Source organism: Priestia megaterium, from assembly GCF_009497655.1.
GTDB classification, from domain to species: Bacteria; Bacillota; Bacilli; order Bacillales; family Bacillaceae_H; genus Priestia; species Priestia zanthoxyli.
This window is the reverse complement of record NZ_CP023317.1, coordinates 1,589,726-1,606,969: the sequence shown is the minus strand read 5'-3', so window position 1 is coordinate 1,606,969 and position 17,244 is coordinate 1,589,726. Positions and strand designations below refer to the sequence as shown.

Genomic DNA, 17,244 nt, shown 5'->3' with positions numbered 1-17,244 from the left:
TCCTTTTTTATTCATGTAACGCGGGAATTTGTATCCCTTTTTCTTTTGCAGTTTGAATGGCCTTATCATAGCCGGCGTCTACATGACGAACAACACCCATGCCAGGATCTGTTGTTAAAACACGTTCTAGACGTTTAGCGGCATCTTCCGTCCCGTCTGCTACTACAACCATTCCAGCGTGCAGAGAATACCCCATACCTACTCCTCCTCCGTGGTGAACGGATACCCAGCTTGCGCCTGCTGCCGTATTGACTAATGCATTTAAAATAGGCCAGTCTGCTACTGCATCACTGCCATCTTTCATTGCTTCAGTTTCACGATTTGGCGAAGCCACGGAACCGGCATCTAGATGATCTCTGCCAATAACGATAGGCGCTGACAGCTCTCCGTTTGCTACCATGTCATTAATAATTTTTCCAAAGCGCGCTCTTTCTCCGTAGCCTAGCCAGCAAATACGAGCCGGCAATCCTTGAAACTCAATTTTTTCTCTCGCCATTTTAATCCAGTTGCAAAGATGCGTATTATCCGAAAACTCACGTAAAATGACTTCATCTGTTTTATAAATATCTTCTGGGTTTCCTGACAAAGCGACCCACCTGAACGGTCCTTTTCCTTCACAGAACTGCGGACGGATGTACGCTGGGACAAATCCCGGGAAATCAAATGCATTCGCGACACCTTCATCGAGCGCCACTTGGCGAATATTATTGCCATAGTCAAAAGCAACCGCGCCTTTTCTTTGCATCTCTAACATGGCTTGAACGTGAATAGCCATACTTGCTTTTGATTGTTTTATATATTCATTTGGATTTGTATTCCGCAATTTTTCTCCTTCTGCTAAGCTGACTCCAATCGGCAAATATCCGTTAAGCGGATCATGTGCCGATGTTTGATCTGTCACAATATCTGGGATAAATCCTCGCTTTATCATTTCAGGCAAAATCTCGGCTGCATTTCCAACTAATCCAATGGACAGCGCTTTGCCCAATCTTTTTGCATCTTCAGCTAACGTGATTGCATCAGCTACACTTTCGACTACCGTATCGCAATACTTTGTTTCGATACGTTTTTCAATACGCGTGCGATCAACATCAATTCCAATGACAACGCCGCCTGCCATCGTAACGGCTAACGGTTGTGCACCTCCCATTCCTCCTAATCCAGCTGTTAACGTAATGGTTCCTTTCAAAGTTCCGTTAAAATGCTGGTTGGCACACTCAGCAAATGTTTCATACGTTCCTTGAACAATGCCTTGGCTTCCGATATAAATCCAGCTTCCTGCAGTCATTTGCCCGTACATCATTAACCCTTTTTTATCGAGCTCATGGAACGTCTCCCAATTCGCAAAAGCAGGAACAAGATTTGAATTTGCTAATAAAACACGCGGCGCATCACTGTGCGTTTTAAAAACCGCAACCGGCTTGCCGGACTGTATGAGAAGCGTTTCATCTTCTTCTAATTCTTTTAACGTATCTACAATACGATCGAACGCCTCCCAGTTACGGGCTGCTTTTCCGATCCCTCCGTATACGACTAACTTTTCCGGATGCTCTGCTACTTCGGAATCTAAATTGTTTAGAAGCATGCGAAGAGCGGCTTCTTGTACCCAGCCTTTTGTCGTTAGTTCTGTTCCACGAGGTGCTTTTATTCCACTTTGTTTTGTCTCCATTTCGTTTTCCTCCTCTATAAAAATGAAAAACTGTTAAACTAACTTTTTATTACAGTGCTAGTTCATAATTCGTATCTTGCACAAAAGTTTTGAAATCAGCTGCTAACGCCTCAATATCACGTGAGAAAATTCGATCTTTCATAATGGTTGGTACGGTTTTTCTAATTCTTGAATAAATTTTTCTTGTTTCTGAAGCAAGTTTATCCACTCCTTGAATATCGGCTGCTTGAGCCGCACAAATTGCTTCGATTGATAGAACTCTTCTTGTATTTTGGATAATTTGATAAGCATGACGTGCAGCAGTCGTTCCCATGCTGACATGGTCTTCTTGATTCGCTGAAGATGGGATAGAATCAACACTTGATGGATGCGCTAATACTTTATTTTCGGAAACTAATGAAGCCGCAGCGTATTGAGTAATCATGAGCCCGGACTCTAGACCTGGATCTGCACTTAAAAATGCGGGCAGCCCGCTAAGCTGAGGGTTTACTATTCGTTCAATGCGCCGTTCAGAAATATTCCCAAGCTCCGCCATTGCAATTCCTAGAAAATCCATAGCAAACGCAATGGGCTGCCCGTGAAAATTCCCTCCAGAAATTACTTTGCCGCTGTCAGCAAAGATGAGCGGGTTATCAGTTGCTGAATTAATCTCAATTAACAGCTTTTCTTTTACATAATTTAAAACTTGATAAATAGCACCATGAACTTGAGGAATGCAGCGCAGTGAATAAGCATCTTGCACTCTTATTTGACCTTGAGAAGTAGTTAATTGACTGCCTTCTAAGTACGAAAGAATTCGGGCAGCTACCTGCTGTTGTTCCGGGTAAGGTCTTACTGCATGTGACTCAGGCATGAATGCTTCTACAATACCTTGCAGACCTTCTAATGTCAGTGCTGCAATTCCGTCAGCAAGATCAGCGAGCTTTTGAGCTTCAAGGTACGAAACTACTCCTACAGCCGTCATTGCCTGAGTGCCGTTGATCAAAGCTAGCCCTTCTTTTGCCTGTAATTGTATAGGTTCAAGCCCTGCTAGCTTTAAAGCATCTTCTCCTTGCATTCGCTGACCATTATATACAGCTTCTCCTTCTCCAACTAGCAGCAGCGCTAGATGTGATAACGGGGCTAAGTCACCGCTAGCTCCAAGCGAACCTTGACTCGGGATAACCGGTACTACGTTTTGATTTAAGCAATCGATAAGAAGCTGCAAGGTTTCCAGTCGTATTCCGGAATACCCTTTAGCTAATGCGTTCGCTCGTAAAAGCAGCATGACTCTGCTTACTTCTAACGAAAATGGCTCTCCTAGTCCGCAGGCATGACTGCGAATCAGGTTAATCTGCAGATCAGCTAAGTCTGTTTTTGAAATAACCATATCACTAAACTTTCCAAATCCCGTATTCACTCCGTAAATTACGTTGTTGTTCGTAATGCTCTCTTCAACTAACGTTCTGCTTTTTTGTATATGTTCAACTGCGTGATCGCTAATTTTCACGGAGTATCCTTGGTAAATAACTTTGTAAATTTGGTCGAACGTCAGTGAATTTCCATCAATTTGAATAAACATCATACCCGCTCCCTTGTTAAACTGTAGACTGCCTTTTCTTTTTGAACACAAAAAGGGGCTATATCAAAGAGGAAATAAGCTCCTTTTGATATAGCCCCCTATAAACCAACCTACTTACACTATGGGCTTTTATTAATAATCAGTATTTCACTTATACATACAATCGCTAAATGACTAAATCACTATACACTTTAAGCTGTACAACTTAAAGCAACTAGGGTACCTACACTAAGTATTACGCTGAATTAATCATTTGTCAATTATTATTTAAGAAAATTTTAAATAATCTGAAATAAAATCGTTATTTCTTATAGCAGCGATGATTCACGGCTGCACAATTTTATTTTTTAAACGTTATCGGACGTTCATGTCGCTTGGGTGCGGACCTTTGCGGCGGTTGCTGTTTAATCCATTAATCTCTGCCATATCATCAGCAGTAAGTTCAAAATCAAACACGTTAAAGTTTTCTTCTATTCTAGACGGTGTAACTGACTTAGGAATGACAATTGTGTTGTTCTGTAAGTGCCAGCGCAATACAACTTGAGCCGGAGTTTTGCTATGTACTTCAGCAATTTTTTGAATAACCTCGTCTTGTAACACTTCTCCTCCTTGATCAAGAGGGCTCCATGCTTCCACGAAAATATTATGTTTGGCGCAAAACTCTTTTAATTCATTTTGAGCAAGATACGGATGGCACTCAATTTGGTTTAAAACAGGCGTTACGTCACATTCATTTAACAAGCGCTCCAAATGCTCAATTTCAAAGTTGCAGACGCCAATTGCTTTTACTTTGCCATCGTGATAAAGCTTTTCTAATGCTTTATACGTCTCCACATACTCATCATATTGAGGAGTAGGCCAGTGAATCAAATATAAATCCACATAATCAAGTCCTAATCGTTCTAGGCTTTCATCAAACGCACGTAGTGCATTTTCATAGCCTTGGTCGCTGTTCCAAACTTTTGTTGTAATAAACAGCTCTTCCCGAGGAACAGAAGATTCTTTAATCGCTTGACCTACTCCTTCTTCATTTTTATAAATCATAGCTGTGTCGATAGAGGTATATCCAACTTCAATTGCTTTTGACACTGCAGCTGCTGCTTTGTTATCTTCTACTTGCCATACGCCAAATCCAAGCTGAGGCATTTTTAAGCCGTTGTTTAATGTGACAATATTCATTTTACATGTCTCCTTTTTTGTTAAAAAGTTCAAAGTTTTAATGATGGTGCCAGCCGATCAGCATAGCAACCTGGCCCATTATAATGCCGACTGGGATTCCTACAATCATGGCTCCAAATCGAAATTTAAAAGACCATGCCCGCGGTACAAGGGAAAACAAATAAATCATACTCATCGTTGCCATGCATGTACTGCTAAAGAAACTGACGATAGTGTGTAAATTTGGCATTCCTTCTCCTCATTTCACTAGAACATTTGCGCCTTTTCAATTTCATCATTTATCTTTTGTTCTAATGCCTATGTTTTCGCAGCCGACATAGTTACATTCGTCAAAGGGTTCCGTAATCCTGCTTCAATCAGCTAAAAATACTTTACCTACGTAACTTTTTTAATTAAAACGAATATGTGCTTTTAACTGAGAAGTTGTGTATAATTTCCGTATATACAAAATAATAAGAATTTTTTATTTCAAAGAGAAACTGTACATCCTCTGTAAGGCAATCATACATATTTGCAAGAGTTAACGAAAGGAATGGATATAAAAATGGCGATTGAAAGAGTAAAAGCATATTTTAAACAATATGGCATGGAGAATCGAATTATTGAAATGGATGAGTCCAGTGCTACTGTAGAACTGGCAGCGCAAGCTTTAAAATGTGAGCCGCAACGGATCGCAAAAAGTCTTTCTTTTAACGCAGAAGGAACCGTTCTATTAATTGTGGCAGCAGGAGATGCGAAAATTGATAATCGAAAATATAAAGAAGAGTTCGGAACCAAAGCAAAAATGCTTGGAGCAAGTGAAGTAGAAACGCTGATTGGTCATGCCGTAGGCGGAGTATGCCCATTTGCCGTTAATGAAGGTGTTCACGTGTATCTAGATGAATCTCTGAAACGTTTTGTTACCGTTTTCCCTGCCTGTGGAAGTGGAAATAGTGCAATTGAATTAACAATACCCGAACTAGAAGAATTTTCGAAATGCTTAAAATGGGTTGATGTGTGCAAAGGATGGAATGAATAACTTAGGTAAATTAAGGTACAGATATACATAAAATAAATCAATCAGTACGCCAATAAGCTGAAACAGTTTTTTGTTTCAGCTCATTGGCGTACCTAAACGAATTTATGAAACAGCTTAACCCAACCTAGGTAAGAAACCCCTAAGAGAAATACAAAAAGAAATAGTAAAGGAATGTTCCTAGGGATAAAAAGCCAGCCGTCTAACGTATTCCACAGAAATTCACTTTTATTTGCTTTTCTCATCATTTTCACCTCAAGCAGATTTACTATTTTGTATTCAAAAATTCTTTTACATAGTTATATACAGTATCTTCAACTTATGACCTTTTTTCAAGAAAAACGTGCACGAAAAATGGACTGAATCTGAATCTTCTTAATGTATACCTGTTATGTACTCATTCATCGTCTTAGTTTCATCTGTAAAAAAGAAGAAGCCTACATGTTTAGATGCAGGCTTCTTCTCGTTGATTCAGTCTTTCCTTTGTTTGCCTAGTCAGGCCCTTTCGTTACGTATATCGGTTCATAACCAAAGTGCCTTGCGTGAGATACGGATATCTACTTTCAATTTGCGGTAATACATTTGCTGAAGTCGCTGTTAAGCCTTTCAAAACTAATCAGTCCCTTCAAACGCTAAGTATTTAACCTTTCACAACAACCATTTGCATGATAGCTGCTGTACTATATGTGTACCCCGTATTTATATAGTAAAACCTAAAAAAACAATTTTTTATTACATGTAATTTTCTAGACTTTATAGCAAAGAAAAGTTAGATAGTATAGGTGAAAGAAGCACGACAGCCATTAGCGCTCTACTGTTCAGATTCACGCATTCAAAGAAAAAATCTGAACTTGAAATTCAAAAAATTATTTAATGTATGGTTTCATCAATTTTTTGAAATGCATCTTCAAGTGAAGTATATCCATTTGTTTCTCCTTCGTTACCTTGAAGAGTCCATTCTTGCTTTTCGACTGCTAATTTTCCGTCTTTATCTTTTAGATAAGGTCTGTTAACCATAAACACATGATCATTCTTTTTTACTGTGTAGCCAAGATAATAGTGATTACCTTCTCCTTCCTCTTCATATACGGAGACGCCTTGAAGGTTATATTTGTTTAAAATGTCATCCATATGATGAGTCAGTTCACTTACAATCGCTTCTCTTCCTACATATTCCACATTTCATACCCCTTTTCATTTCGATTTATACTTAGCATTCCCTTGAGCATATTCAATTACACTATCTTTCAAACGTTGTATGAACAAAGCAAGTCGATATAATAGTCATTCATTACATAGTAATAAAAAAGCTACCTCACTATAATGCAACGAAAAAACATTGCTAAGTGAAGTAGCTTTTTTGTTACCGAAATCTACAGAGAAACTTGATTATAGTTCAGTTAAAATAATCGGTTCACCGTTTGTTACAACAATCGTATGTTCACATTGTGCTACAAGACTATTATCAGGTGTAACAAACGTCCAGCCGTCGTCTCCGCGTTCAATGATATGATCAGCCTTCATAGAGATAAACGGCTCTACAGCAATAACAAGACCTTTTTTCAAGAGGGCTTTATCCATTGGATCATAATAGTTTAAAATGTGGTTAGGAGCGTCATGCAAGCTGCGGCCAACACCATGACCCGTTAAGTTTTCAATAACAGCATATCCGTTTTGGTGTGCAAAGTTAGAAACAGCACGACCAATTTGATTTTGTTTTGAACCAGCTTTTACTTTTTTCATAGCTGCCCAAAATGCATCTACTGCAGCTTGACACAGCTTTTCTTTTTCTTCGTCTTGCCCAATAACAAATGAAATACCCGTATCCGAATAATAGCCATCAAGTACTGCGGATACATCCACATTTACTAAATCGCCATCTTTTAATACGCGGTCTCCCGGAATACCGTGAGCCACTTCTTCGTTGACACTAATGCACGTTACACCTGGGAAATTATATTCTTTTTCAGGTGCAGAAATAGCACCGTGTTCATCTAATATTTTTTTACCGATCATATCAAGCTCTTTTGTTGTCATACCTGCTTTTGCTTGTTTTTTCATTTCTTCGCGCGCAAGTGCAACGATACGTCCAATTTTGCGTAAACTTTCTAAATCCTGTTCGTTACCAATAATCATAAAAAAACACTTTCCTTCCTCGAAATATATATCCTATCCGATTTTATCATATTTTTATGAGGATTTTTCAAAAGACCTTTTAAGAACTAAAATGTACGATTAATTAGACTAGTAAGATATTTATCATATGTAAAAATCCTCTTCATTAACCTATGAAATTCAAAAAAGCATGCTACTTCACCGCAGCATACTTTTTTATGTTATATAAAAGCTGCCTTAGTACACGGCAGCTTTCACAATTCCTTAATCCACTGTTTCAAATTTCACTTCATTAAACAAACTAGTAGAATTCCACACGTTCAGCCCAGCATAACCTTCTGAAAAGGTAGGGTCCATTGTATCGATCACCAGCTTGCCATCGAGATAAACTTGAATGTGTTCTCCTTCAGCCATCACTTTTAGATGGTAATCCGTATTTGGTTTTAAATCCAGCTTTCCCCCATCGTCGTAAATAATGAGATCCTTTCCTATTCTGTCTCTAAACGCAATGAGCTTTATTTGATTATTCAGCACATCTACATTCGCAGCATAAGCATTGTTTGCCTGTTCATCCGAACGGAATACTAGCGCTCCTGCTCCTGTAGAATTTGAAACAGAATCGTCTAACACCTTTATTTTTGCCTCATATGTGAAATTTTTTGCTTCTTTTGATGATAAGGTAAAGGAATCTTCTTTGCTTCGTCCTTGTTTTCCGTTAATCGTATCGGCCCATAGTCCGCTAATATTCTTCCATTCAGATAAGTTTGTATCAACAGGACTTTTATTCCAAATAGATTTTAACGGATACATCTTAAGAGAATTTAATTTTACAGCCCCTCCTTTGCTGTAAAGCTTTATTTTATTGCTTGAAAGCGTTGGAAAGAGCTGGTCTGTTATTACTGCAGTGCCGTCATTGCCAAATACTTCTACAGACGACTGGTCTACAAACATATGAAGCTTAACCTTTCCGGCTTTTGGAAGCATGGGAGCAGAGTGTTTGCCTTTCACATTTTCACCAAAATCAAAACTTCCAGAGTTTGTTCGGTCAACAAATAATTGCTGCTTGTTTACGTTATAGCTGACTTTTGTATTTTCGCTGCCTTCTTTTTGAATTTGAAAACCAAATTCTTGTGCATCCGTATTTGAAACATCGAATTCTGCAATAATTTCATATTTGTTTTCCTGTATGCCTGACAGAAGATTTTTGTTTTCAGTAACCATCAGATTCTTCAACACCTTTTTTTCTTGCTTATTGCGAATTGAATCAATTGAAACAGGTATTTGTTTTAAACGAAGCCCTTTTGCTGTGTTGGTGAGTTCTATTTTTCTTGGGATTGACATAGAGCTTCTCCAAGTAGTAGTTGGAGTATTGTTGGCATATTGCCAGTTGCTCATCCAGCCTAGCCAATACTTTTCTCCGTTATCTCCTTCAACACCGCTCCAATCTACAGCAGCATAAAAGTCGGCACCATAATCTGTCCAAAGCACTTCCTCTGGCGGGTTTTCATTTTTAAATGTTTTTCCGTCAAAATCACCAACAAAGTACTGCATACCTGAACCTCCAGCTGCCGCTCCATCATTGATACTGACTTGCAGTACCCATTTTTTCTTCGTTCTGTCTCCATCAACCGGCAGTTCGAGTAAAGTAGGACATTCCCAAATTCCTCCGTTGCTTCCGTGAGTTGAATTCACCCATTCTCCTGACACTGTGTTCCAATCTGAAAGCTCTCCGCCTTCTCTTTGTTTAGCTTCCTCTGGTTCTTTTGCTACACTGTCTACTTTCTCCGGCATTTTTTCTGTATTGAATACATTCACATCATCTAGATTAATATGCCCCCATCCTCCTACAGCTTGATCAACGGCTTTAATGTACAGTACTTCTCCTATATACTTAGAAGCATCCCACACGTAGCGCTGGTACTTTTCATCTGCAAACTTTGTATTCGCTTGACGAATCAATTCTTTATCGTCGGATGCCCGGACTAAGGCTACATAGCGGTTTGTGGGGTCGTTTCCGCCTCCCATTAACAAATTAATTTCACCTGAACCGCTCAATTTAAAATAAGACGAATGTAATTCTCCAGTGGCATTATCGCCATCTTGCTTATCAGAAAAACCCCATAAATGATACTTTCCTTTTTGTTCAAAAAGACCGCTCCAATTTGCGGTTGCATCCGTTACATGATCGTTTGTGAATGCATTTCCCTTTATCGTTTTCCAGCCGGTGAGATCTCCTGTTTCAAAACTTTTATTTTTAATTTCTTTTTCATCTGTATCAATAAACTTTGTCATGTTAACGTCTTGAAACCGGACTGAAGATTGATTAACATGTAGTCCAAACAATCCTTTTGAAAAAGTTTCATCTTTTGCAGTAAGGGTGAAGTTATCGTCTATATGCAAATCAAGTTCATTTCCCGATGCAGTTACTTTTACTTGATGTGATTTGCTCGTATCAATTTTTTCGTTTGTTTCAGCAAGGACAGTTGAAATGCCATTTTGAAGTTTTACTAGTTTGATTGTATCCTTAGAAGCATCTACGCTAGCTATATATCCGTTTTTGGCTTCCGCGTCTGCTCGGAAAAGTAGCGCACCTGAACCATGGTTTTCATCTAAAAATGTCATATTTGACTCGTAAATGAACTGATCTCCCTGTTCTTCACTCATAATATATCCGTCGCTGTTAGATTTACCGATTTTTCCAGCAGCAGTATCATTCCACGTTCCAGTAATAGATTTCCAGTTAGATAGATTGGTTATGAAATTAGATTGATTCGTAAATTTAACATGACGAAAGACAGCTGTGGAATTCCATGCTGTTAATCCAAACTGACCGTTTTCAAAAGATACATCACTGCCTTCTAAAACCTGTTTTCCATTTAGCAGTATCTTAAAGTGGTGACTGTTTGCTTCTACTTTCACGTGATACGCTTGTGACGTATCCAGCCTCATTGGCTTTGAAACAACGGTCGTTACGCTTCCTTTCTCTACTTTGTTAAGTGTTAAGAGGTTCTTTTCAGCATCTAAATTGACGGTATATGCGTTTGTTGCATCTTTATTAGAACGAAAAACAAGGCCTCCTGCACCTTCGCGTCCATTCTTTTCTACAAGCATAATTTCTCCCTCTAGAGTAAAAGATTGACCTTTTTGTTCAGACAAAGTATATGAATAGGCACCGCTTTGACCGTTTGCTTGAATCCCTCCGTCAGATCCAAACTCACTTGCGTATTTCCAATTTTTCAAGTCAGGTGATGTATAAAACATGATTTTATCTTTAGCAGCTAAAGACATCACCCACTGCTTGGTTTGCTCGTGCCAAAACACTTTTGGATCGCGCCAGTCAGGAACTGGGGGATTTGGCATAACAGGATTTCCTTCATATTTGGTCCATGTTCTTCCGCTGTCCGTGCTGTATGCTAGACTTTGAACTTGCCCTTTACTGCCTGAGTGCGTAAAGATAGCTACCATCGCTTCTTTTCCAAATCCTGCGGTATTATTCCAATCGATAACGGCACTTCCTGAAAAGATCTCTCCGTTCTCATCTGGCGAAAGAGCAACCGGAAGGTGTTTCCATTTCACTAAGTCTGTACTAACTGCATGCCCCCAGTGCATAGGTCCCCAGGTGGTACCGTAAGGATAATACTGATAAAAAAGGTGGTACTCCCCGTTATAATAGACCATTCCATTTGGATCGTTCATCCAGTTCGCTTCTGGAGAAAAATGAAATTGATTCCGATATTTTTCTTGATAATACCCTGTATTATCAGCTAATACAGGGTATACAGAAAACATGCTTATGGAACAAGCGACTCCAATCATCAATAACTTTTTGACGGTTCTTTTCATCTTTCTTTCCTCCTTTATTGGCATTACTGGCTATGCAAAACATGTTCACCAGCGGATGCTAGAAGAATAGATGACTCCTCTTATTTATCAGCCTAAAAAGCCGATCCAATAACCTCCTATACCGATTAAGAAAATACCGAAAATAATAAGCAGCGGATTTGTACCTTTTCGAAGCATCCATGCTACTAATAAAGTTAGCGCTAAAGGAAGCAGTCCCGGTAAAATACTGTCGAGTACGTCTTGCACGGTTTTCACGACAACTTTACCAGAATCATCTTTGATCCTAGAAACAACCACTGGTATATTAATAGTGGTCCATTTCGAAACCAATGCTCCCATTACGAAGAGTCCTAAAATGGATGCACCTTCCGTCAGTTTTTGAATTCGATTGCCTACTAAATCTTTTAAAATTTCTGTTCCTTTTAAATAACCATATTTTAATCCATAATATTTTGTACTTAATCGAATGGCATTAATTAAGATGAAAAACAGCAGTGGCCCGGCAATATTCCCGCCTAACGCAAGAGATGCGCCTAGTGCCGCAAGAACTGGTCGCAGCGTTCCCCAGAAAATAGGGTCTCCTACGCCAGCAAGCGGTCCCATTAATCCAATTTTCATTCCGCTGATGGCTTTTTCATCAAAATCTTTTTTATTTGCCATTTCTTCTTCCATTGCTGCCGTGACGCCGAATATAGGTGCGGAAATCCATGGATGTGTATTGAACCATTCTAAATGTCGCTTTAATGCTGCATTTCGCTGTGCCCCTGGTCCGTATAAACGTTTAATTGCTGGAATCATAACATAACAGTAGCCCATTGCCTGAACACGCTCAAAGTTAAATGAACCGAGTAAAAAATTCGAGCGAATAAACATGCTAAAGATGTCTTTTTTCGTTAATCTTTTTTCATTTTCCATCTCTATCCCTCCCTTAAGTTCGCCGTTTAGGCATCTAAATCATCATCGTCATCATCATATACTTGTTCGCTCCCTGTAGCTGCTGGAACGCCTGCCGGCTGCATTTGATTTCGCTGCTGCATTACTTGCTGATAAAGAAGGGCTAAACAAAGACCTAACGCCCCAAATCCTACCAGGTTAAACCCTGTAAATGCCGCTAATAAGAACCCGATATAGAAAAAAGGTTTTAAATGAGGAATGTTCATCATATTGATAACCATGGCATACCCTACGACCACGATAATGCCTCCCCCAATTTGCAGACCTTTTGTAATAACTTCCGGAATATTTCCGAGGAAAGTTTGCACGGCGCTTACGCTGATTAATGTAACAATTAACGTTGGAATCATAACGCGGAGAGCCTGAAAACCCATAGCAGTAATATGCATAATTTCAATTCCTTTAAAGTTCCCTTCTTCCGCGTACTTATCAGCTCGATGAATTAAAAATACTGTGATGGTACGAACAAAAATGGTGAGTACTTGCCCTGCAGCTGCTAAAGCTATAGCTACCGCAATGCCTTCACCAATCCCCTGACCAGCTGTGATAACCAAAATAGTTGAAATAACAGAAGCAATAGCCGTATCAGGTGCCATCGCCAATCCAACATTCATCCATCCAAGAGCCATTAATTCCAGCGTTCCGCCTAAAATAATGCCCGTTTTTAAATCTCCAAGCACCAAGCCTACTAACGTGCAGGCAATGAGAGGACGATGGGATTGCCCTTCGTCCAATACGCTTGCGATGCCAGTTACCGCTGCAATGACTAATAATAAAATAATTTGTATGGAAGACATAAACTCATCTCCTTATTTGATTTTTGTTTCATTTCTCAGTAGTTGAATAAAATTTTCGCTAGAATCTGAGGGTAATTGGCGCAGCTCAAGCTTTACGCCTAGTTCCTGCAGTTTCTCAAAAGCATCGATATCTTTTTCGGTAACGCTTACAGATTTTGTGATTTGTTTTCGGTCATTAGCAAAACGCATGCCGCCTACGTTTACTGTCTCGATAGGCACTCCAGCTTGAACAAGAGCTACAATATCTGCAGGACTTTCAAACAGCAGCATGGCTGTTGTATCCTGATAACGAGGGCTGTGAAATGCTTTTGTCATTTTAGAAATTGAGACAGCACTTGCTTTTACATTCGAAGGAGCCACAGAAAGAATAAGCGTTTTTCGCATTTCATCCGCTGCCACCTCATCTGAAACAATGATAATTCGATCTGCTGCATTTGTTTTGATCCATCTTGTTAATACCTGCCCGTGAATAAAGCGGTCATCAATTCTTGCTAAAACGATTTTCATAATAATCCATCCTCTCCGATTTGGTTTGCTTGCTGGACTTTCTCCAAATGTTCACTGCACACTTGAAAACTTTCTTCATTCACTTGCTTTAATCTCCCTAGCATCTCTTTTAATGTAACGTGTTCCCTCATGGCTAACACTTCTAATAACATAGGCAAGTTAACTCCGGATACCATATCCGCTGTTTTGTTTTTAAGGATATAGGGAGTAGCCGCATTGTAAGGTGTACCTCCAAAAATATCGACTAGAAAAAGCACTTCATTTTCTAAGGGCATTTCCTCTAATGCTTGCTTATATTTTGCTTCAAGCGTTTGGATACCCTCTCCTTTTAGAAAAGGTACGGCTACTACGTGATTCTCTTCACCAAATATCATTTTGGAAGACCCTTCTAATGCTGGTGCGAAATCACCATGCCCACTAATAATGACTGAAATCATGTACACTTGCTCCTCTCTTTTACGTTCTACACTTATTTATTGCAAGTATCGTGCCAACAAAGAGTATTAAGCGCTTTCATTTATTTTTCAATACCTTTTTCTTTGTTGTTGATACAGGTTTCTTAAAATAAATAAACCTGTATCAAAACGTCATGCGTTTTAATACAGGTTTTTCTGTTATTTAAAAAATGGGATAAAAAAAGAAACTAGCGGCATATAAATTAAACTAGTTTCTTGGGATTATCATATGATTTTTACATTTCATCCGCAAAAATGGTGGCAATAAATAATTTTTCATCTCTTGTTAAGGTAAGTTTAAGCTTTTTTTCGACGGCTTGTAATGTTTTTTCCGTTTTTTGATAAATATTTTCTAACTGAGGAGTGATTTCTTCATCCTCCGGAAAAGCAAGAGGTTCGTTTTTTATCATTCTTTCTAAAGCAAAGGCTGTATGCATCACAATTCGAATCATAACGGTGTTGCTTAATTTCATTTCTAACTCATCTTGTACGTGATTTAACCACTCTAACAGAATTTCACTTATGAGATACGGATTAATAAATAGAAGGTACTTTCGTAAGTTTTCTTCGCAAAGTTCACGCACTACAATATTCCCTTCAGTCTTCTCCTCATCATAGCGTATCGTTTCTTTTGTAATTGCCTGTTGAAGTATTCGCTCTCCCTGCCCTTCAATAAGGACTTCTAGTGATACATGAGGCGCATCAATCTTAGGGTTTTTGGTACCTGCTGTTGCGACAATTTCATATTCTTTTTGAATTTCCCGAATGTTTGCTGCTAATTTAATAGAAGAAACGGTTAGAATTTTAATAGGCTCTTGAGATACTTTCCGTGAAATAATCGTTAAGATTTTTTCTAATTGTTTTGCTGTACCGCTTCCTGTTGTACAAATAGAAACAAGGGCTTTCTTTTTCCCAAACACATGCTGCTGCTTATCTATAAATTCCATAAAGTCTTTTTGCACCGAATCAAATATGGCATATAAATTTAAGTCTAAATAATTTACTTTTCTAACGGTGTCTAACACCATAGACGTCGTCACGTTGCTGATTGTTTTAATCTTAGTCCCTGTTTTTTGTTCTAACTTGCTTTCTAACATGGCAAGCGAGCCCATGTCTACAAGCATTAATACGCCTTCTCCTTCATCTACTTTCTTAATTCCCTGGATTAATCTATCTACAATTTCGACTGGAGATACCGTCAAAGGCACATCAATAGCTATAATAGGAGTACTTCCTAAAAGCTCCGTAGCCACTTCTACCATAGAAGTTGCCGTGCTGTTTCCATGTGCAGCAACCACAATCCCCACTCGCTTATTTTCTTCTAACGTTCGAATGGATTGAATAACCATTGTGAGATAAATAACTTCTATTTCTGGCACGACAATGTTAAACCACTTTTCAATTCGATTTTTAAAAAGCAGGGCTACCGCATATTCTTTTGGATACGTTTCGCGAATTTCATCTATCTCCTTTGTATTTAATACGTCTACTTGTTTTTTTCGCTTTAAAAAGGATTCCATATGCATACTCAAAAAATGAATAAATCTGCGATCAAATTTACAGTTCAATTCTTTTTCTGCTAAATGTTTTAATTCTTTTGTAAGCTGAATTACGTCGTCTTCTACGAATTTCATTAAATTAGAACTCTGGCCATTTTTTTGATTAAAAAAGCTCCGAACATTCAAATGAATGTCAGTAAGAATATATTGATTGATGTCTTCTTGAGATAAACCTTCTTTTGTTAAAACATCTACTTTTTCTTCTATTAACTGATATAAATTAAATGATACGTCTTCCTCTATTTTTATTTCTTGGCTCTCCATAGCCGGAGAAATGATCGTTTTGAGATTTACATATTCAGAAATTTTTCTGCTGCGCTCCATATTTTTACTATTTGAAATCCAATCTCGTTTAATATCATCAGGCAAATCTCTCACTGTAAGTTCCACCATATGTTTACTATCAAGGTTATTTAAAAATCCGTGTGCGCACACGAGCTGTACATTGGACTTTAACTGCCCTACATTCCCGAATTTTTCAGTGTGGATTAAAGCATTTAATACATCAATGTGGACACTTAGCTTTTTATTAATTCGTTTAGCTTCTTGTTCTAAAAGAAACGTTGTGAGACGAATCTTTTCTTTGAGAGATCGCTCTTCTAATGACGGAATATGGATAGTCATCGGAATTCTTCTTAAGAAAGTTTGCAGTAAGGCTGAACCGGGATTTTCAGTTGTAGCACAAATAATTAATACTTTAGACATTCGCTTATGATCTGTTTCCCCTAGACGATTGTACGTACCTTGATCAATGAGGTAAAAAAGCATTTCTTGACCTTCAGGAGGAAGCCGGTGTATTTCATCCATAAAGAGAATGCCTTCATTTGCTTGTTCTACTAAACCTACTTTACTTTCAGTTGCTCCAGTGAAACTCCCTTGCTTATGACCAAATAACTGAGAAAGAAGTAATTGAGGATTATGGTAATAATCAGCGCAGTTAAAGGTAATGAACGGGGCCCCTGTTTTTAACCTCTCTGAATATATAGCAAATTGATAGATTCGTTTTGCAAAAAGAGATTTGCCTGATCCCGTGGGACCTAATAGCAGCATATGTAACCCATTGGGCGGGTAAAGAACAGCAGCTTTTGCTTGAGAAATCGATTTTTTCAAACTGCCTGTGGCTCCAATCATTAATTCAAAAGGATTAGCAGAAAGTGCTTCTTCTTTTCCCCCATTAGATAGCTGCTCTAGTTTTTCCACTTCCATCTTATTCGTATCCCACTTTTGACGAAAAATGGTTTCGACAATCTCTAGCGGAGCGTAGCGAACGGGGAACATTTTAATTTTAATTACTTTTTGCATGCGGACAAGTTTGTTCAGTTCAAGACTTACATTAGATCTCTCTAAATCTAATTGTTCAGCAATTTCAATCGCTGAGCTTCCTTGTTTATGTAAAAGTTCCACTTCTGTAAACTCCTGAAAATTACTCAACAGCTGATTGTATACCTTATCAATTCGTTTCATTAGAAGCACCTTCTTTATTTTCAGTTCACGATCGGAAGTTTCTCTTTCAAAGAAATGAGACATTCCCTACTACTACAAGTTATTTCACCTATAAGTACCATCATGTCATACTAATCTATGAAAGCG

The 17,244-nt window shown here is 38.5% G+C and carries 13 protein-coding genes; 1 reads left to right on the top strand and 12 read right to left on the bottom strand.

Annotation, left to right across the window (positions count from 1 at the left end; translation table 11 throughout):
* Positions 1 to 7 precede the first annotated feature (7 nt).
* The 4 genes from hutU to CEQ83_RS07985 form a co-directional block, all read right to left on the bottom strand.
* A complete protein-coding gene (gene hutU, locus CEQ83_RS08000; RefSeq protein WP_154972749.1) occupies positions 8 to 1,669 on the bottom strand; it encodes a urocanate hydratase in 1,662 nt (553 codons plus the stop codon).
* Between the two features lie 49 nt (positions 1,670 to 1,718).
* Positions 1,719 to 3,230: a histidine ammonia-lyase gene (gene hutH, locus CEQ83_RS07995; protein ID WP_154972748.1), complete on the bottom strand. Its 1,512-nt coding sequence runs from the start codon at positions 3,228 to 3,230 to the stop codon at positions 1,719 to 1,721.
* Positions 3,231 to 3,584: 354 nt separating this feature from the next.
* Positions 3,585 to 4,409, bottom strand: coding sequence for an aldo/keto reductase (locus CEQ83_RS07990; RefSeq protein ID WP_028413925.1), 825 nt, complete (start codon positions 4,407 to 4,409; stop codon positions 3,585 to 3,587).
* Positions 4,410 to 4,446: 37 nt separating this feature from the next.
* Positions 4,447 to 4,638 (bottom strand): hypothetical protein, encoded by a 192-nt coding sequence (locus CEQ83_RS07985; RefSeq protein ID WP_033578521.1) that lies wholly within the window; start codon positions 4,636 to 4,638, stop codon positions 4,447 to 4,449.
* Between the two features lie 315 nt (positions 4,639 to 4,953).
* Here CEQ83_RS07985 and CEQ83_RS07980 point away from each other — a divergent pair, with 315 nt between their 5' ends.
* The gene (locus CEQ83_RS07980) at positions 4,954 to 5,427 is read left to right on the top strand and encodes a YbaK/EbsC family protein (RefSeq protein WP_034267780.1); all 474 of its coding nucleotides are present in this window, start codon (positions 4,954 to 4,956) and stop codon (positions 5,425 to 5,427) included.
* An 867-nt stretch (positions 5,428 to 6,294) separates the two neighbouring features.
* Here the strand turns inward: CEQ83_RS07980 and CEQ83_RS07975 are convergent.
* The 8 genes from CEQ83_RS07975 to CEQ83_RS07940 all read right to left on the bottom strand — a co-directional run bounded on the left by CEQ83_RS07975 (position 6,295) and on the right by CEQ83_RS07940 (position 17,118).
* Positions 6,295 to 6,603, bottom strand: a complete 309-nt coding sequence (locus CEQ83_RS07975; protein ID WP_028413927.1) for a DUF5634 family protein — start codon at positions 6,601 to 6,603, stop codon at positions 6,295 to 6,297.
* Between the two features lie 210 nt (positions 6,604 to 6,813).
* Complete coding sequence (gene map / locus CEQ83_RS07970) at positions 6,814 to 7,560, bottom strand: type I methionyl aminopeptidase (protein ID WP_014460782.1); 747 nt, start codon at positions 7,558 to 7,560, stop codon at positions 6,814 to 6,816.
* 243 nt (positions 7,561 to 7,803) lie between these two features.
* The gene (locus CEQ83_RS27730) at positions 7,804 to 11,382 is read right to left on the bottom strand and encodes a glycoside hydrolase family 32 protein (protein ID WP_155017159.1); all 3,579 of its coding nucleotides are present in this window, start codon (positions 11,380 to 11,382) and stop codon (positions 7,804 to 7,806) included.
* Positions 11,383 to 11,469: 87 nt separating this feature from the next.
* Positions 11,470 to 12,297, bottom strand: a complete 828-nt coding sequence (locus CEQ83_RS07960; RefSeq protein ID WP_013056298.1) for a mannose/fructose/sorbose PTS transporter subunit IID — start codon at positions 12,295 to 12,297, stop codon at positions 11,470 to 11,472.
* 26 nt (positions 12,298 to 12,323) lie between these two features.
* A complete protein-coding gene (locus tag CEQ83_RS07955; RefSeq protein ID WP_028408130.1) occupies positions 12,324 to 13,133 on the bottom strand; it encodes a PTS mannose/fructose/sorbose transporter subunit IIC in 810 nt (269 codons plus the stop codon).
* A 12-nt stretch (positions 13,134 to 13,145) separates the two neighbouring features.
* Positions 13,146 to 13,640, bottom strand: coding sequence for a PTS sugar transporter subunit IIB (locus CEQ83_RS07950; RefSeq protein ID WP_028413929.1), 495 nt, complete (start codon positions 13,638 to 13,640; stop codon positions 13,146 to 13,148).
* Positions 13,637 to 14,077, bottom strand: coding sequence for a mannose/fructose/sorbose PTS transporter subunit IIA (locus tag CEQ83_RS07945; RefSeq protein WP_028413930.1), 441 nt, complete (start codon positions 14,075 to 14,077; stop codon positions 13,637 to 13,639). The genes CEQ83_RS07950 and CEQ83_RS07945 overlap by 4 nt, the downstream gene beginning before the upstream one ends.
* Before the next feature lie 254 nt (positions 14,078 to 14,331).
* Positions 14,332 to 17,118 (bottom strand): sigma-54-dependent transcriptional regulator, encoded by a 2,787-nt coding sequence (locus CEQ83_RS07940; RefSeq protein WP_154991511.1) that lies wholly within the window; start codon positions 17,116 to 17,118, stop codon positions 14,332 to 14,334.
* Positions 17,119 to 17,244 lie beyond the last annotated feature (126 nt).